The sequence below is a fragment of the Proteus sp. STS61-E genome (genome assembly GCF_040932335.1).
Classification (GTDB): Bacteria; Pseudomonadota; Gammaproteobacteria; order Enterobacterales; family Enterobacteriaceae; genus Proteus; species Proteus mirabilis_B.
Map to the genome: position 1 here is coordinate 193,186 of NZ_JBFQGE010000008.1, position 20,570 is coordinate 213,755.

Annotated in this window: 17 protein-coding genes; 5 read left to right on the forward strand and 12 right to left on the reverse strand. The window is 36.7% G+C overall.

The window, feature by feature from the left end; all coding sequences use genetic code 11:
• Positions 1–57: 57 nt before the first annotated feature.
• The 8 genes from AB4J89_RS17330 to AB4J89_RS17365 form a co-directional block, all read right to left on the reverse strand.
• Positions 58–438: a hypothetical protein gene (locus AB4J89_RS17330; RefSeq protein WP_088493936.1), complete on the reverse strand. Its 381-nt coding sequence runs from the start codon at positions 436–438 to the stop codon at positions 58–60.
• Positions 439–1,650 (reverse strand): hypothetical protein, encoded by a 1,212-nt coding sequence (locus tag AB4J89_RS17335; RefSeq protein WP_368470092.1) that lies wholly within the window; start codon positions 1,648–1,650, stop codon positions 439–441.
• Positions 1,651–1,652: 2 nt separating this feature from the next.
• Positions 1,653–2,177 (reverse strand): PAAR domain-containing protein, encoded by a 525-nt coding sequence (locus AB4J89_RS17340; RefSeq protein ID WP_368470094.1) that lies wholly within the window; start codon positions 2,175–2,177, stop codon positions 1,653–1,655.
• Positions 2,178–2,441: 264 nt separating this feature from the next.
• Positions 2,442–3,500, reverse strand: a complete 1,059-nt coding sequence (locus AB4J89_RS17345; RefSeq protein ID WP_194951689.1) for a fimbrial protein — start codon at positions 3,498–3,500, stop codon at positions 2,442–2,444.
• Between the two features lie 9 nt (positions 3,501–3,509).
• A complete protein-coding gene (locus AB4J89_RS17350) occupies positions 3,510–6,020 on the reverse strand; it encodes a fimbria/pilus outer membrane usher protein (RefSeq protein ID WP_368470097.1) in 2,511 nt (836 codons plus the stop codon).
• 18 nt (positions 6,021–6,038) lie between these two features.
• Complete coding sequence (locus tag AB4J89_RS17355) at positions 6,039–6,719, reverse strand: molecular chaperone (protein WP_368470099.1); 681 nt, start codon at positions 6,717–6,719, stop codon at positions 6,039–6,041.
• A 58-nt stretch (positions 6,720–6,777) separates the two neighbouring features.
• Positions 6,778–7,350 carry a fimbrial protein gene (locus AB4J89_RS17360; protein ID WP_368470101.1) on the reverse strand — a complete coding sequence of 191 codons (573 nt, stop codon included), beginning with the start codon at positions 7,348–7,350 and terminating at the stop codon, positions 6,778–6,780.
• Between the two features lie 656 nt (positions 7,351–8,006).
• Complete coding sequence (locus AB4J89_RS17365) at positions 8,007–9,809, reverse strand: sigma-54 interaction domain-containing protein (RefSeq protein ID WP_368470104.1); 1,803 nt, start codon at positions 9,807–9,809, stop codon at positions 8,007–8,009.
• Positions 9,810–10,172: 363 nt separating this feature from the next.
• On the opposite strand from AB4J89_RS17365, the gene dpaL reads away from it, so the two are divergent.
• From dpaL to AB4J89_RS17385, 4 genes are all read left to right on the forward strand, one after another.
• Positions 10,173–11,390 carry a diaminopropionate ammonia-lyase gene (gene dpaL, locus AB4J89_RS17370; RefSeq protein ID WP_088493931.1) on the forward strand — a complete coding sequence of 406 codons (1,218 nt, stop codon included), beginning with the start codon at positions 10,173–10,175 and terminating at the stop codon, positions 11,388–11,390.
• A gap of 30 nt (positions 11,391–11,420) precedes the next feature.
• Entirely contained in the window at positions 11,421–12,605 is a 1,185-nt protein-coding gene (locus tag AB4J89_RS17375; RefSeq protein ID WP_088493930.1) for a YgeY family selenium metabolism-linked hydrolase, read from the forward strand.
• Positions 12,606–12,677: 72 nt separating this feature from the next.
• Complete coding sequence (locus tag AB4J89_RS17380; protein WP_198795194.1) at positions 12,678–14,264, forward strand: amidohydrolase family protein; 1,587 nt, start codon at positions 12,678–12,680, stop codon at positions 14,262–14,264.
• Positions 14,265–14,359: 95 nt separating this feature from the next.
• Positions 14,360–15,634 carry an MFS transporter gene (locus AB4J89_RS17385; protein ID WP_088493928.1) on the forward strand — a complete coding sequence of 425 codons (1,275 nt, stop codon included), beginning with the start codon at positions 14,360–14,362 and terminating at the stop codon, positions 15,632–15,634.
• Positions 15,635–15,856: 222 nt separating this feature from the next.
• Here AB4J89_RS17385 and prfH read toward each other — a convergent pair whose 3' ends face one another.
• The 4 genes from prfH to deoC form a co-directional block, all read right to left on the reverse strand.
• Positions 15,857–16,468: a peptide chain release factor H gene (gene prfH / locus AB4J89_RS17390; RefSeq protein WP_088493927.1), complete on the reverse strand. Its 612-nt coding sequence runs from the start codon at positions 16,466–16,468 to the stop codon at positions 15,857–15,859.
• Complete coding sequence (locus tag AB4J89_RS17395) at positions 16,468–17,604, reverse strand: RNA ligase RtcB family protein (RefSeq protein ID WP_368470108.1); 1,137 nt, start codon at positions 17,602–17,604, stop codon at positions 16,468–16,470. The genes prfH and AB4J89_RS17395 overlap by 1 nt, the downstream gene beginning before the upstream one ends.
• A gap of 312 nt (positions 17,605–17,916) precedes the next feature.
• Positions 17,917–18,693 carry a DeoR family transcriptional regulator gene (locus tag AB4J89_RS17400; protein ID WP_088493925.1) on the reverse strand — a complete coding sequence of 259 codons (777 nt, stop codon included), beginning with the start codon at positions 18,691–18,693 and terminating at the stop codon, positions 17,917–17,919.
• A gap of 55 nt (positions 18,694–18,748) precedes the next feature.
• Complete coding sequence (deoC, locus tag AB4J89_RS17405) at positions 18,749–19,417, reverse strand: deoxyribose-phosphate aldolase (protein ID WP_075672244.1); 669 nt, start codon at positions 19,415–19,417, stop codon at positions 18,749–18,751.
• 179 nt (positions 19,418–19,596) lie between these two features.
• Here deoC and rbsK point away from each other — a divergent pair, with 179 nt between their 5' ends.
• On the forward strand, positions 19,597–20,517 hold the full coding sequence (gene rbsK / locus AB4J89_RS17410) for a ribokinase (RefSeq protein ID WP_088493924.1): 921 nt from the start codon (positions 19,597–19,599) through the stop codon (positions 20,515–20,517).
• Positions 20,518–20,570 lie beyond the last annotated feature (53 nt).

Consider the following 20,570-nt stretch of genomic DNA (forward strand, 5'->3'; position numbering starts at 1 on the left):
TTATGAATATTTAAGATGAATTGAAACTCTACTTATATCATGAAAAAGTTAAATTATTCATTCAACATTTATTTCATAAAGTTTATTAAATTCTTTTCCAGCATACATTGTTCCATAGGTAAATCCTTCGATATTAATTTTAATTTTTCCTTTTTGAATTGGTGTGCCATGAATTGATATTTGGTGAAAATTTTCACTTTTTTCAATATCATTACCCCATCTGTAGTAAGTGATTTTTGGTGTCCATGTTAAACCTGAGTTGCCAGGTGTTATGACTATATCTATTGTTTTACGATCTATTACTCCATTCGAAATATAAACTAACTCAGAATAAGGATGATCCACAACTGCATTAGGTAATTTATCAGGCGTCACTTTAGGTGTTGGATTGCCACAACCAATTAATAAAAGAGCCAAAATAAAAATTATATTTTTCATTTAAATTATTCTCTTAAATATTAAGGCGCCATAAGTGTGTTGTAAAAAGTACGCTAACGTTTTATATGGTAATACTTGTTTTTGTACCTCTCCCCAAGAAAACATATCTAAATTAACAAAAACATTAAGATCTGTATCTAATGTTACATCTTGTGTTCCTGTATCACGGAGTACATCATTCCAAACAATCCAATGATTCTTCCATGAAGTATCACCATCTGCCCTGTCAAGCATTCCAGCAGAAATTAAAGATACAATTGTATACCCATCTTTGAAATAGTTATTTAATTCTATAATATCTTCAAGATTGGAATGTGAGAGGGTGGTTTTATTATCTATTTTGGTATATCCAGCTTTTTCGAACCAATCAAATAATGTGGCAGGAAATGTGATACCAGCAGCTCGATCACTAACTTCGCTATAACTCATAATGCTATTTTCAGAATCTCGTAAACTAGCTAATGTAACCCAGTCCAACCCTTTGATGCCATTAATTTTTTCCCCTGAATGAAATCGACCTCTTGGCTTTTTACATCCTTTACTTGGTATTATTTTTAAGTTGCCAATCTTAGTTGTACCATATTGCCATAGCTCTTTTGCTGCTTGTTCATAGATATCAGGTCTATCTCTTAGCAGACAATAAAAAAATGCAGCAGGCCCACACAAGCTTGTTCCTCCTTGATTGGGATAATCAAAATGATCCATTCGCTGAAGTAATTCAAATTCAAATAGGCTTTTTTCAAACGGATCTTTAGTACTTCCTATGGGATATTCTTTTGCAATAAATTGCCTTTCAGGCACAGTAAGTTGCAATTTAATGGTGTTATCACCTTCATTAGCTGGTTTTGTTTGCCCACTTGATTCGAAATAACAAGCATTTTCTCTTTTTTTCTCTGAACAAGCTTTGCCTGATGCTAAATCGTCTAAGGTATATAACCGTCTAAAAGGTTCTTTAAGGGCTTGCTGAGTTAGAAGCATATTTTTTCTATATAGCATTATCTCAACGATATAAGTAGTAATAAGGGGATCGTCAGTATCCACTGTTTGATGTTTTAATGTCTCATAATTGGATTGCAGAGATTGTTGTGAAACGAGGGGAAGTAAATAAAATTTCTTTTTATTTTCATCCATTCGATAAATAGACAAATCATAAAGTAAATTATCGGCAGGAACATTTGATTCGATTTTTGTATATATAGAATATACGGCCATATTTAATCCTTTAATATGTGTATAAAGACATTATTGGCAGATTTTGTTTGATGCCATGAGGTATAACCTTCAGAGTCAGTGATACCTGTAACAGACTGATTGTCATCAAGGTAGAGGTGATACTCATAATTTGCTAATGGAAGATTGTTATCATCAGTACAGAGATACCGGATATGATGTGGCTGTTCTGTTGTCGTGTTAGCTTCATTGGTCAGACTGTTTTCTGTACGAGTGCTAGGTTTTCTTGATGATTCGGTTATATAACAATCTTGAATAGAATTAATGAGTTTTGCTTTGCAAGGGCAGGAACTAAAGCTGTCTATGGTTCCCGCAATACGGCGATTATTTCCCAAAACATAACTAATACCACCCAGTATTTGGTAAGTTCCAGAATGTTTACCACAGGTGACTAGATCGCCTTCGCGTGCTGCGGAGGCACCATAAAACCTAAAAGTATCATCACCTGTTATTATTTGACCACCACAGGTTGTTTTATCACCTACCCGTAAAAAATATCCAGTAGCCATGTAAATTCCTTTTTCTGACTTAAGTGAAATTTTATTATTGGCTGGATAAAGATAATTAACAAGTTATTTTTAACTATTTGGTTAAATAACACTCCATTTGAGTGAGTGGTTATTTCTAAATAATATAAATGATAGTGTTTAACATACAGTTAAAAATAAAACACCAACATAATTACTAATAAAAAAACGCCATTAAATCTAATTTAATGGCATTATTAATCTGTGCGTTTAATTTTTAACTTGGCTTGCTTATCGTGTATTTAATTAATCAAACTCCAACACAAAGTTTGCGGAAGCACTGAGTTTGCCGGGTTTTACCTCATCGCCATAGCGATAATATTCAGCTTTTAATGGAACGTTATTAATACCACTGGCTAAATCAGCAAGTTTTACAAACTGATTATTAATTAAGACGGTATCGCCACTGGAAGGAGATGAAACCACAAAACCGACACCTTTGGCATTATCACTATTACCTTCATTATCGGGTTTGATAATTGTCTTTTGCCCCTCATAACTTGTGGTGTTGTGAGCCATTAATTTTATTTTAGCGGAGGCATCACCTGTGCAATTTATTCTGAGATGATCTTCAGCATATTGATTATCGCGTGGAAAACCGATATCAGAAAATGCAGTAATAGGCATCTTAGGTAAGTTCATCTCAAGATCTGTATTTTCAGCACTGCAAGATGTTGGCGCACTAATAATATTTACAGATAAACGATAACTAAAACCAACTGCCGTTGTTCCACCACCAGAATTAAAGCGATTAATTAATATCGAGCCAATATATTGAGTCGTAAAACGCTGTGATTTAGGGTTATCTTTAGTCGCATAAACAATTACCGTAGCATCTCTTGTATTAAGTTTGGGCGCATTTACAGGGACTTCTTGTCCTGGTTGGCTTCTAAATGAAAGACCAGATTCATTCTCAATAAGAACATAAGCATAATCATCTAAACCGGTATTAGGTTTGCGTACAACATAATATGCAGGTCTGCCGTCAATATCCATATAGTAACTTGGTATAACCCCGCTAGCTTCGCTATATGTTGCATAAGCATAGAACTCAGCACCATCTGGGCAATCTGCGACTGCAACATCAGAGCCATCACGCTTAAATGTAAAACGAGCTACTTCTTGATTCTTTTTAATCATTCCTTTTAGTTCAATGGTGCCACCTCTGGCATCCATCGTGCCATGTTTAATCCCCCCGTTATTGACACAATCAGGAGCCGCATGGCTGTAAAAAGAGAGAGAAGATAAACTAAGAGTAAAAATTAGAAATAGTAATTTATTCATCTTATTTTTTAAGTTAGTCATTTTATTTCCTTATTTACACTCAGTATCTAAAATATATAAGCCATTAACGGGAGTTTTATTATCAATATCATAGGTTGCATGGCAGCTTTTTTGCTCGCCATTAATTGTCCATGAAACTTGAATATTGCCCTGCGGTTTATTGGCAACAAAATAGAGTTGATGGAAGCTTGCGACTAATTGCGTATCATCGTTATCAATTTCGGCTTTAGCTCCCATTGGGATGGTACTCTTATCCGGAGTTTGTAATGTCAGTAGGAATTTAAATCCTTTTTTAGCATCGAAATCTGCTAACACTAATGCCCCTTTAGTCGGAATAATATTACTAATAATATTGTTCGAGATTTCAGTATTACTTGGGATTGAATTAGTGTTAACGCTAATACTATTTTTTTGGTAAGGAGACATACCAGAAACAACAGCTAATCCAATATTATTAGTTTTAATAGATTGACCATTAATCACTTCTACACCTGAAGTATCTTTGGTTAAAATTAACGCATTCGTCTGTTGTAATGACGGTGCAAACACCGCGCCATATTGTGTTGCAACTAATGCACCACTAATACCATAGTTGATATTTTGCTTATCTTGCGTATATGAGTAACCGGCATTAACAACAGCACTTTGGGCTTTATAAGAGCCATTTAAACCACCACTATAATTAACACCTTTATTGCCATACCCTTGATAAACATCCCAATTTGCTTGGTTTTTATCACCATAGGTGCCACTTAAACGCGCGGTTTGTAATACTTGGTTATCATTATTGGTCGATATACCGTAATTTGCCCAAATGTAGTTCTCATGCAATGAAAAAGGAATGCTGATATTCATGCTTAAATCGTGGCTATTTTTATTATTATCGTTATAGCGACTGCCATCATAATAAGTGTAATAAACACTATAGTTAATTTTATTAATCGCGCTGTTAAAGCCTGCATTATAAGAATGAACAGTTTTGCCACTCACATACTTATAAATAACAGAATTTAAATTAATTGAAGCATTATTAGAAAATAAAGGCTGGTTAATAGAGAGTGTATACTCATTTTTCAATCCATCGCGTGGATTGTATTTTGTATCCTTGTGCTCCATCGCTTGCGCAAAGTTAAGAAAGTTAGCATCAAAATGACGATAACCAACTAACGAAAGCGTTGTATCGGTTATTGATATATTTTTAGAATAATTTACTCTAAATGCGTTGCCATGCAATGAATCATTGCCATTGTTAGTGGAAGATTTGGCGTATAGTAAATCGGTAGTGATCGCGCCATAGCTCCCTAAATTTACCCCTGTACCAACACCAACAGATTGATATTTTTCGCCGAGAAGTACACCACCATAAAGAGTGACGTAATCAGTTAAACCATAGAAAGCTTCGGTTTGAACAACATAAGCCCCATCACCACTGTTATTGCCGTCATATTTACCAGTTGAAAAGCTATATTTTATTTCACCTTTTCTTTCAAGATTGGCAATAGAAGAAAAAGGCACAATGAAATTCTTTTCAGAGCCATCGGCTTCAATCACGCTGACATATAAATCACCGCCACTGTTCATTGGGTAATAATCGGTGATATTAAAAGGACCAGCAGGTACGCTACGCTTATAAATCACTTGGCCATTTTGGGTGATAGTGACAACGGACTCTGTATTGGCAATGCCAGAAACACTAGGTGCATAGGTTCTGTTTTGTGTCGGTGTCATCAATCTATCAGTGACGAGTTTAATACCTCTAAATTTTACTGAATCAAATAGTTGTGAAGAGGAATAGAGATCACCAATCATTAATTCACTATTAATGCTGGTAATTGCTCTAGAAAGAACATTACTTAATGTATTCCATTTTTTATCGCCATTTTCATTTTTCGTCCATGTTGAATAATTATTAAAACGCCAAGGACCTAAATTAACTTGGGTTTGAATATTGCCATAATAACTGTCTGTTGTATTACCATGACTACGGCTATTGAATGAAGATAAGGCATAGTTAACTAATAATGCAGGAATACCTGAATCCCAATTTTTTATTTCATTCTCTTTTAATCTATCTTCGTTAACATATAACTGTGGCAGTGTTAAAACATACTGTTTTCTATTTAAATCTAAATAACCACTTGCATTGTTGATATCGTTGAGATTAATAAAATCACTATTTTTGTTTTTATTAATCACATCATGAGGAAGGTCTATGCCTGCTTTATACCACTCTTCAGCTGAAAGACGAGGGGCTAATATTTTATTATTACCCTCATCTTCCATGAGAATAAAATTAAGTTCACGGGTTGATATACGATTGTTATTTACAAAAAGTGTTACTGTATAGAGCCCTGGAGCGATGCTATTCTCTCTAAAGACATTGAGATCTTCATTAGTGACTTGTTGTGTGCTTCCTTCAATATTTAATAGGTTGGCTGGATAATAATCGTTTGCTGATATGTTAAAAGAAGCTAATAAAGTACCAACAACAAATAAATGAAGTGATGATTTTTTAAAATAATTATCCATTGTCTTTTTCATATTGAATAATATCTCTTATTATAATGAGAATTCCATTGTCAGGCTTTTTCCAAAATCATCGATATAAAATAATTTTATTTTTTCTTTACCAGAAAGTGTTTTATTTACGCTAATGGATGTTTCTGATTTTGGTGATAGAAAGCTAGGTATTTTTTCAATCTCTTTTCCATCAATAATAAGTTTTCCAATATTGATAAAATAAGGTGAGTTGTTTGATACCACAAGGCTATTATTTTTCGCGTTCCATTTTAACTCTTTGATTTCTTTTTCAATATTTACATCTTTAAGGGATTGAGGTCTGTAAATTAGCTTGATCCTATTGGTTAGGGAATAGCGAAGAACATTCTCTAAATTTTCATTACTTGGTGCGACAAATTTAACATTTATCCAATACATAGATTCAATATCATTAGGCAAAGTGGTATTTTTAGTCACTTGTAATGTATTTTTTTGCTGTGCCATTAATTTAATTAATGGTGGAGTAATAACAAAATCTTGAGTGAGTTTACCATTAAGATCTTCGACCCAAGACTGTAATAAATAATTAGTATTTTTATCGCCATTAAAGGCGACAAAACCTTCATTATTATTTGTTTCATTATAAACAACACGTGTTGTTTCTAATCCAAATCCAGCAAAACAAGATGTGATTGAGCTAATTATTAGCCCTAATCCTAAAAGTGTTTTTTTAAATAGCATCGATAAATACCTCTTTAATAGATGCAGGTTAATATAGTAATTAACCTGCATTTATTTATTATTGATAAGTCAGGGTGTAATTTAATGTTGCATCAGCACGACCTGCTTCAACGTCATCATCAGTACTAACATATTTGGCAATAAAAGAGAGAGTTTTGGATTTAAGATCGCCAGTATCTTTAATCTCATACTCTTCAGTAAAATTGATGCGGTAAGGATTAGCCAGATCGTCATAATCATAAAGATGGATACCGACATTTTTAGCGGTATTAGGATCATTTGGATTATCTAATGCTAAAATTTGATCGGAACTATCATCAGCTTTACCTGATAATTTTAATTTAACTTTACCTTGTGGTGGGCAATTAATTAAAGAGATATCTAATTTACCATTACCCGCTGTTCCACCAACTTCGCTACCTGCGTCATCAAATTCACTGGTCGCGTAACGCCCCATATTAACGTTACCATCAGAACCTGTGCCATTAATATCAATAGTACAAGTCGATGAATAAATTAAGCCAGTAAAAGAAATCTGACCAGTTTGTTCTTCAGCAGAAACTGTAGCACTTGCCGTTATTGCAGAAATAACGAAAGCCATTGGAAGTAATTTTTTTGTTAAAATAGGCATGTTAACCCCTAGTGATTGATATAAATAGTATTTAATAAATCATATTAAGTGCTATTTATTCTAAGATTAGTTTATTGTTACAGTATATAAATCCACTAAAGTCACCAGGTAATGCAAGCACTTTAAATAGATAAAACTAATAAAAATATAATCTTAAATAAAATAGCTTTTAGTATTAATCATAAAATTCACAGTCAATTTTTATTACTTTGTTTTTTATAATTAATACTAATTCTGGATATATAAAATGACTTCAATTTTGTGTACAAGCGAATTCTATGGTGTTTATTTGGCTATGTCTCATGCACAGTGTTACAAAATTCTCTTATGTAATAGGTAAAATTCATTAACAAGATAATAAAAGATAATTTTTTTCTTGTTATTTTTCATTTGATTATGTTTTTGAGGGGAATTAAGGATAAGAGGGGATAGTTTAAATTTACTTTAAGGAAAATATATTTTGTTACAAATAGAATTAAAATTAAATTGTATTAATGACAATACTTTATAAAAACCAATCATTAAAAGAAGAGTTCCTAATAATAATGAAAACAGTATTAGTGGGAATAATTATTATTAATAATTTCCTTTGTCCGTTTTTTATTTAACCCCATATTCGGTGTCTTAAATATGAAAACACTCATATTAAATACATTTTACTGAGCTTTCATTTTTCTATATAGAGTCGCAATGCTTATTCCTAAAATTTCAGCTGCTTTTTTCTTTCCTTCTAATGTTGTTCCCGTTTTTTCTAATATGCTCATAATGGTTTGATATTCTGATGTTAAGCTTTTAGTTTTGAGAAGTTCTTGTGTGTGTAATGATTGAGTTTTATTTCTATTGTCTGTTTTAGCTTCAGTATAGATACCACTGGTTTTTTCTTTTTCTAAAGGATCAGAATGAGGAGTTTCTAACAAATAAGGTGGAAGGTGACTGAGATTTAAATCAACGGTATCGCCTTGCATAACATACATATATTCAATCACATTGCGTAGCTCTCTAATATTGCCGGGCCAATCATAGGAATATAAGTAGTTAATAATAGAGTTAGGGATCTTCGCCGCAGGCCGCTGGTAAGTTAATGCTAAATCGTCGGCAAAAAATTGCGCAAGCTCTGCAATGTCTTCCCGATGATCACGTAATGCGGGAGTATGGATCGGAACAACATTCAGACGATAAAACAGATCTTCACGAAATTGCCCTTTATTTACCATTTCACGCAGATCTTTATTGGTGGCGGCAATGATCCTCACATCGATATTGATCATATTATTAGAGCCAACACGAGTGATACTTTTTTCTTGGAGTACACGTAAAAGCTTGGCTTGTAGATGCAAAGGCATATCCCCAATTTCATCTAGGAATAGGCTTCCACCATGTGCTAATTCAAATTTACCAATACGCCCCTTAGGATCAGCGCCACTAAATGCACCACGTACATAGCCAAAGAGCTCACTTTCTAGTAGTTGTTCTGGAATAGCTGCACAGTTAATGGTAATAAAAGGCTGTTTTGTGCGTAGGCTTTGTTGGTGAATAGTGTAAGCAACCACTTCTTTACCTGAACCGCTTTCTCCGGTGATAAGTACGCTGGCGTGACTAACGGCGACTTTGCTTAACATGCTTTTTAATTGAAGCATATTTTGTGAGTTACCAATTAAAGGGGAGTGGGGATTTTCATCAACAGAGAGGGTATTTATTTGTGTCATATAATCACGAGCATCATGAAAAATAACCATGCTGAGTTGGTCATTATCAACCGATGAAAACGTAATTTTTTTACACAGAACATGATAGCGTTGTTGGTTTAATATCAGCCATGCTTCTTCATCGCCATAAAGAATATCGCCTGTCATCTGAATATCGAGAGATTGACCAATCAATTCACAATCAAAAAAGCGCAAAGCAGAAAGATTGGCGTGCCAAATTTTGCCTTGGCTATCGATCGCAATAACACCTCTATCCATTACATCAATCAAGTTACGGAAAGTGCCAAATCGTTCTTGCTCTCTAAGCCTTTCAAGGCATTCAAAAACGCGACTTGAGATCATCTCTGAAAATTGTTCAATAAAGGTAATAAAAGCCTGTTTTTGTTTCATCAGAAATTTTTTTTGTTCCCGATTAGAGCAGATAATGCCAATAACACCAATAACTTGATTATTAAGGAAAATTGGCGCATTTAGATCAAGCTCTTCGGTACAAGTCAGGCGATTTTGACATAGTTGGCAGAGATCGTTCTCTTTTGGATCTTCAATTAGAATGGTTTTTTGAACTTGCAGTACATGGCGATAAATATACCCATTACTGGAGACATCTTGATTGAGCATATAGCGATAACGACCTGTACCAGCAATACGAATTAAGTTGTTATCAATAATTTCAACATCGGTACCAGTGATACCCGCAATGGCATCGGTGTATTTGCTAATTTCATCTTGTAGGGTACTGAGCAACGAGTGCATCACATTCTCACCTTAAATTATCAATATTGATAATAAATTATCATCACCTGTTTTGGGTGTTTAATTTAATTGTTATTTATTAATTAGTTATTTGATTTTTGTATAAAGCTCACACAGTTTATTATTATTGATAATTTATCACTTAAATAAAACCGCCTAGATCACAGCTTTTCTGCATGATTAATTTCATCTCTTAATCGTTAAAACAATAAAAATATTTAAAATCAAATTGTTATGTTTTTATTCAATGCTTTTTGAGTGAGTTGGCATACATATTGCGATATAGGGGATAACCCTATGTATTCCGATTAATCGCGATATTGGGTTATCGCGAATTTTAAAGTGTGATTAAGAGGTAATTCCATGCAGGAGCAATTGCAGTACCTGATTAACCAAAGTTCATTTACGCGAAAACCAACCGCTGAGCTTGCCCCTTTCCGTTATGAAGAGTTAGCCAAAGCGTTGGATTTTCACAGAACTATTCCAGGATACGCACCTACACCGTTATTTCATTTACCCCAGTTAGCCAAAACTTTAGGGGTTGGTGAGTTATATCTCAAAGACGAATCTTTCCGTTTTGGTTTAAAAGCGTTTAAAGCGCTAGGCGGTGCTTATGCGATGGCACGCCATATTGCTGACTTCCTCGAAATGGACATAAGTGAATTACCTTATGAGGTAATGATCAGTGATGAGATCAGGAAAAAGTTAAATGGCGTAACTTTTGCGACAACCACTGACGGGAATCATGGACGTGGTGTTGCTTGGATGGCAAGACAGTTAAAGCAAAAAGCTGTGGTCTATATGCCCAAAGGATCGTCACAAGAACGTTTGGACGCCATTTTGCGTGAAGGTGCCGTCGCTGAAATCGTTGATATGAACTATGACGATGCAGTGAGAATGACGGCTGAAATGGCTGAAAAATACGGCTGGATAGTGGTTCAAGATACTGCATGGGATGGTTATGAAGAGATCCCACTTTGGATCATGCAAGGCTACGGCACTTTAATGCTGGAATCTCTCGCACAATTACATGAAGTACCTCCGACGCATATTTTTGTGCAAGCCGGTGTGGGCTCTTTTGCAGGTATGGTGCAAGGCATGGTAACTGCGGCTTATGGCAAACAAGCACCGAAAGTGATTGTGGCTGAAGCGCGTATTGCCGACTGTTTATATCAATCTGCAGTATCAGGAAAAGCGGATGCTATTCCTGTTGGTGGAGATCTACAAACAGTGATGGCAGGGCTTGCTTGTGGTGAAGCGAATAGTATTGGTTGGAATTTATTACGCGATTATTCAGCGGCATTTTTCTCTTGCCCTGATGCCGTCGCGACTAGGGGAATGCGGATTTTAGGGAACCCTTTACCTGGTGATCCGCACATCATTTCTGGTGAATCTGGCGCAGTGACAACAGGCTTGCTCTCTATTTTGATGCAATCACCTGTTTATCAGAGTGCGAAAGAAGAGCTGGGATTAGATGAGAATGCAAGAGTGCTTGTGATAAGCACTGAAGGTGACACCGATCCTGAGCGTTATCGCGATATCGTGTGGGATGGCGAGTTGCCTAGCTTCAAACAATTTTAAAAAACAAATAAGTCTTTTGGAGTGAACAGTATGTTATCAGCAAACCGATTTGATGAAGTTATTAAGAATTGCCAATTATTAATCCAACAAAAAAGCTATTCAGGTGAAGAAGGTAACGTTGTTAAGGTCATAGAAGAGATGATGAAAAACTATGATTTTGATGACATTCATATTGATAAATACGGCAATATTATTGGCGGAATAATAGGTCAACACCCAGGGAAAACCCTTGTTTTTGATGGTCATATCGACACTGTACCGGTTAGTGAACGTGATTGGAAAGAAAAGCCTTATGGTGCAGAAATAAAAGACGGCAAGATTTATGGCCGTGGCACCAGTGATATGAAAGGTGCTGTCGCAGCCATGATTTCGGCGATAGGTTTTTACGGTCAAGATAATCAGCGTAATTTTGCTGGTCGCATTTATGTCTCTTGTATTGTGCATGAAGAGTGTTTTGAAGGTGTTGCCGCAAGACTCGTTTCTGAGCGCTATAAACCAGACTATGTGGTGATTGGTGAAGCCTCCGAATTAAACCTCAAAATTGGGCAACGTGGTCGTGCTGAAATTGTTGTTGAAACCTTTGGTAAACCTGCTCACTCTGCTAATCCAGATGCAGGGATCAACTCTGTTTATAAAATGGCAAAACTGATCGAGAAGATCAGAACCTTAACGCCATCAGTTCATCCTGTATTAGGAAAAGGGATCTTAGAACTAACGGACATTAAATCATCACCTTATCCGGGTGCTTCGGTTGTACCTGAGTATTGCCGTGCCACTTACGATCGCCGTTTATTAGTGGGTGAAACTAAAGAACAAGTGCTTGCACCATTACAAAAAGCGATTGATGAGCTTGCTTCTCAAGATGCTGATTTTAAAGCTAAAGTCTCTTATGCCTATGGCACTGAAAAATGTTACACCGGGGCTACTATTGAAGGTGAACGTTTCTTCCCTGGTTGGGTATTAGAAGAGAGCGATCCTTATGTACAAAGCGTTTTAAAAGGGCTGCATGAATCAGGCTTTAACCCTACCGTCACACAATATTCTTTCTGTACTAACGGTAGCCACTATGCAGGTGAAGCGGGTATTAAAACCATTGGTTTTGGTCCATCCCGCGAAAACTTGGCGCACACCATTGATGAATATATTGAAATTGAACAGCTAACAGGTGCTGCGAGTGGTTATTACAGCATTATGAACAGCCTTTATCACCTTTAATTCTTACGAAATAAATCCTTACTAGAAGAGTATCTGACAAAATCGTCAGATGCTCTTTGGAGAAATAACAGAATGAAAACAATATTTAAAAACGCCACTGTTATTGATGGAACAGGGGCAAGTGCATTTCAAGCTGATGTTGTGGTTAATGAAGGAAAAATAATAAAAATCGGTCAGTTTGATGCAAAAACAAATGATCAGATCATTGATGCAACAGGGAAAATAGTCTGTCCCGGTTTTATTGATACTCATACTCACTCTGATCTGTCTGCTCTGCTTAATCCTGCTTTATCCGCCAAAATCCGCCAAGGGATCACGACTGAATTGTTAGGGCAAGATGGTGTCGCGTTAGCACCATTACCAGAACAATATATTTCAGCATGGCGCAAGAATATTGCGGGTTTAGATGGTGATTCTGACAGCATTGATTGGCATTTTAAAAATACCGAAGGTTACTTGGGGATGTTGGAAGCCAGAGGCTCTGCAACGAATCTTGCCTACCTTGTTCCTCATGGCAACATTCGAATGGAAGCGATGGGATTAGAAGGTAATCCTTCTACTCGCGAAGATGTCGCCAAAATGTGTGAGATCTTAGAGCGTGAATTAAAAGCAGGGGCATTTGGTTTATCAACAGGATTGATTTATATGCCTTGTGCCTTTGGTGATACTGCTGAAATGATCGAACTTTGTAAGGTGACAGCAAAACACAATGGTATTTTTGTCGTTCACCAGCGCAGTGAAGCTGACGATATTATTCAATCGACTCAAGAACTTATTGATATCGCCAAAGCATCAGGTGTTTGGTTGCATATTTCCCATATGAAGGTTTGCGGTAAGAAAAACTGGGGATTAATTGACGAAATGCTCGGTATGTTAGAGCAAGCACAAAAAGAGGGTATCCGTATCTCTTTTGACCAATACCCATATGTGGCAGGCAGTACCATGCTTGGGGTAATTTTACCGCCTTGGGTTCACGCAGGAGGTACAGAGAAACTATTAGAACGCTTAGCTTCTCCTGAACTGCGTAAAAAGATGATTGAAGATATCGAAAAAGGCATTCCGGGTTGGGATAACTTTATTGATTTCGCAGGGTTAGAAAATATTTATGTCACTAGTTCTAAAACAGAAAAAAACCAAGATGCCGTTGGCCTTAGTCTTGTAGAGCTAGGCAAATTGAGAGGAAAAGATCCGTATAACGCAACTTTCGATCTGCTATATGAAGAAGAAAATGCGGTAGGAATGGTGGATTTTTACGGTACAGAAGAACACGTTATCAAATTCTTATGTCGTCCTGAACAAAACGTATGTACTGACGGGCTAATGGGCGCAGGTAAGCCTCATCCCCGTGTATTCGGTGCCTTCCCTCGTGTTTTAGGGAAATACGTCAGAGAAGAAAAATGTCTCACTTGGGAACAAGCTATCCGCAAAATGACAGGTAAACCTGCCGAAGTCCTTCGATTAACTGATAGAGGCTTAATTAAAGAGGGATATGCCGCAGATATTGTGATGTTTGATCCTGAAACCATTATTGATAAAGGCACGTTTGTTGAACCAAACCAATACCCAGAAGGGATCGACTTGGTGATGGTTAATGGTCGTATCGCATTAATTAATGGGATCGAAAGTTACGCTTGTAGCGGTCATGTTTTAAGAGCATAGCCGCACAATAGCGCTCTTAAACGTTAAACCTTATCTCTGTTTATCACGGTTGTTTTTCAACCGTGATGGTTTCCCCTTACCTGAGGAACAGGAAAATGAGTTCAAATATTATTCCAGACCTTCATCAGAAGAAAACATGGAAAGCTCGTTATACCGTTTTATCCTTAATTTGGTTAGCATGGTTACTTTCATTCTTAGATAGAATGGTAATGAGTGTTTCATTACCCTTTATTGGACGTGATCTTAATCTTGATACCACCCAACAAGGCTTAATAATCAGTGCGTTCTTTGTCGGTTATGCGGCATTCCAAATCCCCGGTGGTTTCTTAGCTGACCGCTTTGGTGCGCGTAAAATCATGGCGATCGGTATTGCATGGTGGTCAGTCTTCACCAGCTTAACAGGTATGGTGTTTACATTACCGTTAATGCTTGCTGTGCGATTCTTATTTGGTATTGGTGAAGGCTGTTTTCCATCCGCCTCTTGGAAAATGATCTCAACGTATTTCCCATCTAAAGAGCGTGGTCGCGCAACGGCAATTCAATCAACAGTAAATACCTTAGGACCAGCATTAGCTGTCATTGTTGCAGCGAGTATTATCGGTGCTTTTGGCTGGCATATGGTGTTTATTGTTTTAGGTATTCCGGGTTTATTAATTGCAGCCGGTATTTATTTCTTCACTCGTGATAATCCAAAAGATCACCCAAGTATTACTCAGCAAGATCTCGATGAGTTAGCGGCGGATGGTACATTAACGGATAAACCTGTTGAAGCGGTGCCTTTTAAAGACGTTTTAAAGATGCCAGTATTGTGGCAAATGGCAGCGATTTGGTTTCTATTTGATATTACCTTCTGGGGATTCTCAACATGGTTACCAAGTTATTTAATTACTGTTCGTGAATTCTCTTTGGCTAAAACTGGAGTAATGGCGGCTATTCCATTCTTATTTGGTGCTGGTGGTACATTATTAGGTGGTTATGTTTCTGATAAATGTAAATCACAGCGTAAATGGTTATATATGGTTACCGCAGTGATTGCAGCAGGCTTCTTATATATGACATATACCGTTGAAAGTGCTGATATGGCTGTTGTATATCAGTGTATTTCAGCATTATTTATGTTCTTCGCTATGGCAATGTTCTGGGGTATTTTAATGGATACTATCCCGAATAAAATCATGGGTCGTGCTTCAGGGATTGTTAACTTCGGTGGTCAAATGGCGGGTGTTGTTTCTGCACCTGTTATGGGCTTCTTAATTAAAGCCAGTGGCGGTAGTTATGACAGTGCATTTATGTTTATGATCATTGCATTGGTTGCCTCTGCTGTTGTGACGTTCACTGTTAAAATGCGAAATACACCCGCAGAAATTTAATTAATCAGTATTCATAATATTTATATTTAAATAAGTGTGATGTTATTAAAAAAAATAAGATTAATTAAATAAAATAAATGTATTAACTGTAAGATTTATTTATTAAAACTCACTATACGCTTTATTGATTTTTTAATTTAAAAAATCTTATTGCAGGATACTTTTGTCTTAAAAAAAGCCACGATTAAAAATCGTGGCTTTGCTTTTGTTAGATTAATAACATTATTTGCTTATCAGAACAAAGTCATTACCACTAAAACAGAGTGTGGCATCGCCACGAATAACTCGGTGATGAGCAATATGGCGTTGGCTATTTAATGAGGCATGTTGCTTCATCATATAAGCCTCTAAATGCCATGCAATAAGTTGCTTAGCGAGCTTTTTATTGGCGTGCTGACTACGCTCTGATTGCACTTTTACACTAATGCCAGTGGCAATATGTGTTGCTCTGACCGCAGATTCTGTTTTGTTAACATGCTGACCACCGGGGCCATTGGAACGCATGGTTTCAAAGACAATTTCTTTGTCATTAATTTCATCAGGTTGTTCAAAACAAGCAACACCAATAAACCAGTTTTTACGTTTATGTCGTGGTCGTAATGTACTTGCACACTGCCATTGCACTGAACCCGCCCACTGTTGTGCAATAGCTTGTGCATCACTACCTTCAAGAGATACTAATGCAGATTTTAAGCCATGACGTGAAGGTTCTTTTTCAAGAACAGTAACATTCACTTGTTGTTTTATCGTTGATTTCAAAAAGTAATTTAAGGCTTTTTCAACGGCTAAACAGCACTCTTCAGGGCCTTGTGCGGAGGTGAATTGTAATAACATTACGCCATCTCCCCACTTGTTTTATAGGTGATCACAGGTTTTAAACGTGCAATAACTTCGATTAATCCAATACTCACCATACTTTCAATCACAGTTTCAATTGATTTATAAGATTGTGGTGCTTCTTCATAAATCAGTTGTTTATTGGCACAAATAATACGGCTACCTAATGCAGTTCGTGAAAGTTGTAAGGGGGTAAAACGGTGTGATAAACGACCTTTACACTCGGTACGCATCCATTTTCTGCCTGCACCATGCGGTAATGAATGAAGGCTTAATTCAGACACAATGGGCTTAACAATATAACTGTAGTCACCGCGTGAACCCGGAATAACGACCATATCGTGATGTGCTGGTGTTGCACCTTTACGATGTAACCAACCTTGTTGACCATGTAATTCGCAAGGCTCTACAAGATTATGATTTACATCAGAAATAACTTCGCCTTGAGTGCGAATTTGGCGCATCATTCTTTCACCAATAAGGCGACGATTAATCTTTGCATAATCAAGTGCATTATTGTGAGCTTGCAAATATTTATTTGCATCTTCGGTGTTAGCAATCAGTCCTTTATGACCAAACTGTTCTGTATGGGCACGTAAGATAGATTGTCCTAAACCTCTCGATCCGCTGTGAACGAGTAGCAATAACTGTTTTTTATTGATACCACTTTCAGCAAAAAGCGTTTCATTGATCACTTGGTCAATTTGTTGGAATTCAGCAAAGTGATTACCACCACCAATAGAGCCTAAAGAGCCAGCAAAAGGGTGGTTTTGCATTTCAGTCGGTAGATGTGCTTCTAGCCATTCTGAAGGTGCGATATCACTCATTTCACTCAACTGTTTTTCTGCTTTATCTAAGTTAAGTTTGCTGTTTTTAAATTCAGTTTGAAAGAGTGTCATACCACAGCCAATATCATTTCCGACTAAAGCAGGGTAAAAACGATTAACAGAAAAAAAGGCTGCACCAATAGGATAACCGCGACCTGGGTGTAGGTCTGGCATACCTGCCACATAAGCCATATCAGGAAGTTGAGCCGTTGTTTCTAGTTGTTGGATTGCTTTGCTTTCAATCCAAGTATTATCCGATGCGATATAACAAACGCTATCAGATAAATAATGAACACACTTGTCCATATACCAATCCATATAATGTAAAGGATAAAAAATAAATTGATTGGCGGACAGCAAAAAGAAGGAAAAAAGGATTACTTCTGAGATTGTCCGCAAAGAGTATTCATATTTGTAGTTGTCATGGGATACCTCCTTGCGTTAATTAAAATGGGTGAGAAATAATAAATCGCGGGCATAGTAACCACTTTTTTTTGCCTTGGCAATCAAAAAGTGGCGTGAGTTTTCTTTATTTTTATAAAAGAGAATAAATATAATTTATTTAATTTAAGGCTAACTTTTCTTTATTATCTATTTTAGTTAGCACTTTATTTTTAATTAATAAATCACTTTTACTGAGCTTTTTCGGCAATAATCTTCGTAATCATCCGTTAATTTTCTATCTGTGATAACAACATCAAACTGAGCTAAATCGCCCATATTGCCTGTCGCTGTTTCATCAAAATAGTGATATTTGGTGAGTAAGATTTTACGAATAGATTTATCCATCGCTTTTTTCTTCATATAAAGATCGTCGATGTTATAACAGGTAACGCCAAAATCGAGATGAACACCTTCAGCTGAAATAAAGGCTTTCTTAGGATTAATGCTATCAAGATAAGAAGGTTGGGTAGGATTGTAGAATGAATCACTTTTAGAGCGATATTCACCTCCGCAGAGTAATACGGTGGCATTTTTCTTCTGACTTAATGCCAAAAATACGCGGTGAGAATAACAAATTCCGGTGAAATGTAGGTTATCGGGAATAAGCTCAATCAGTGTAGGAATAAATTGCCCATTATCAAAAAAAAGAACATCGCCGTCAGAGACCATACCTGCGGCAAGATTAGGAATATGAAGTTCTTCGGTTTGATCCGGTGTAATAATATCAGAGGATGTTGAGATTAACCCTGAATGAGGCTGGGCTAATGCAACAATGTAACCACCTAATAATGACATCGGAAAAGGGTTTTCGGCGTCAGAACTAAGGTCGCGCCTAATTGTCATTTCAGAAACTTCAAGGATCCTCGCGGCGTCTTTAAGATGTATGCGACCTGAGCGTTTAATACATTCACTGAGGCGGCGCAAACGTTCGTGCTGTTTGGTCTCTATCACCGAAGGGTCCTTGTGTTATCGAATAGCGTACTCCAAGAAAATATACGCTAAATAATTAGTAGTTTGATTCAGGTGCATCTGAATCTGTTGCGATAGCGACACTTGCGCTAGCACCGATACGTGTTGCACCTGCTTTGATCATGTTTAATGCTGTTTGACGATCGCGAACACCACCTGATGCTTTCACGCCAACTTCATCACCCACTGTTTTGCGCATTAAAGCAACATGATGTTCTGTTGCGCCCATTGTACTGTATCCTGTTGATGTTTTCACAAAATCAACGCGGATCTCACGACACATTTCACAAACTAAACGTACTTCGTCGTCAGTTAATAAGCAAGTTTCTAAAATAACTTTCAGAGTTGTATTACCACAAGCTGCTTTTACTGCTTCAATATCTTGTTTTACGAAGTCTAAACGACCGCTTTTTAACATACCGATATTGATAACCATATCGACTTCTTGTGCACCTTGACGAATAGCTTCAGCCGCTTCGAATGCTTTTGTTGCTGTTAAACCAGCACCAAATGGGAAGTCGATAACACAACATACTTTTACATCGCTTCCTTTAAGGCAAGTTCTTGCTAAAGGGATGTAAGAAGTGTTAATACAAACAGAGAAGAAACCGTGTTCAGCTGCTTCAGCACACAATTTCTTGATTTGTGCTTCAGTTGTATCTGCAGCAAGAAGGGTATGATCGATATAATTAGCTAATGGACGCATAGTATATTCCTTAATAAGAAGATTGTTATTTATCACTCATGTTAGTTTGGCAACATATTAGTGCTGTTTTAACGAGATAACAATCACAAATGATATTTAAATAACATGATACTGTTATACATCTATCAAAATGTCACTATTTTCACATTTATAAATTTCACATAAGAGTAAGAGGCGCTATGGATATCGCAGTGATTGGTTCAAATATGGTGGATTTGATCACCTATATAGATAGGATGCCAAAAGAGGGGGAAACCCTTGAGGCGCCGGCATTTAAGATTGGTTGCGGTGGTAAAGGGGCTAACCAAGCGGTTGCTGCTGCTAAATTAAATTCAAAAGTGATGATGTTAACAAAGGTTGGCGATGACATTTTCGCGGATAACACCATCATGAATTTAGGATCTTATGGCATTAATACACGCTATGTTGAAAAAGTACCCGGTACAACAAGTGGCGTTGCACCTATTTTTGTGACTTCTCAATCATCAAATAGCATTTTAATTGTTAAAGGTGCTAATCAGCATTTGTCGCCAGAAGATATTGATAGAGCGGCAGATAGCCTGAAAAAATGCAAAATAATTGTACTGCAATTAGAAATCCCGCTTGAAACGGTCTATCACGCTATTGAGTTCGGTAACAAACACCATATTCCTGTGTTATTTAACCCTGCGCCCGCTTCAAAAGCATTAGATCTTAATATTGCTGCTCGTTGTGACTTTTTTGTTCCTAATGAAACAGAACTGGAAATTTTGACGGGTATGCCAATCACCACAATGGATGAAATTCGTGAAGCCGCTTGTTCTTTACTACAAAAAGGCTTTAAGAATGTCATCGTTACATTAGGTGAAAAAGGTGCATTATGGATGAATGGCGACATTGAGAAGTACATTCCTGCCATCGAAGTTGATGCAATAGATACCAGCGGAGCGGGTGATGCCTTTATTGGTTGTTTCTCTCATTATTATGTTCACACCAATAATATTGAAGAAGCATTAAATAAAGCAGTGATGTTTTCAGGCTTAAGTGTTGCCGGAAAAGGCACACAATCTTCTTATCCAAGCATTGAAGAATTTGGGCAGTTTTTAGCGCAAGCAAAGTAGTACACCTCCGCACTATCATATCTTTATATTCCACTTGCTATCTTGTTTAGATA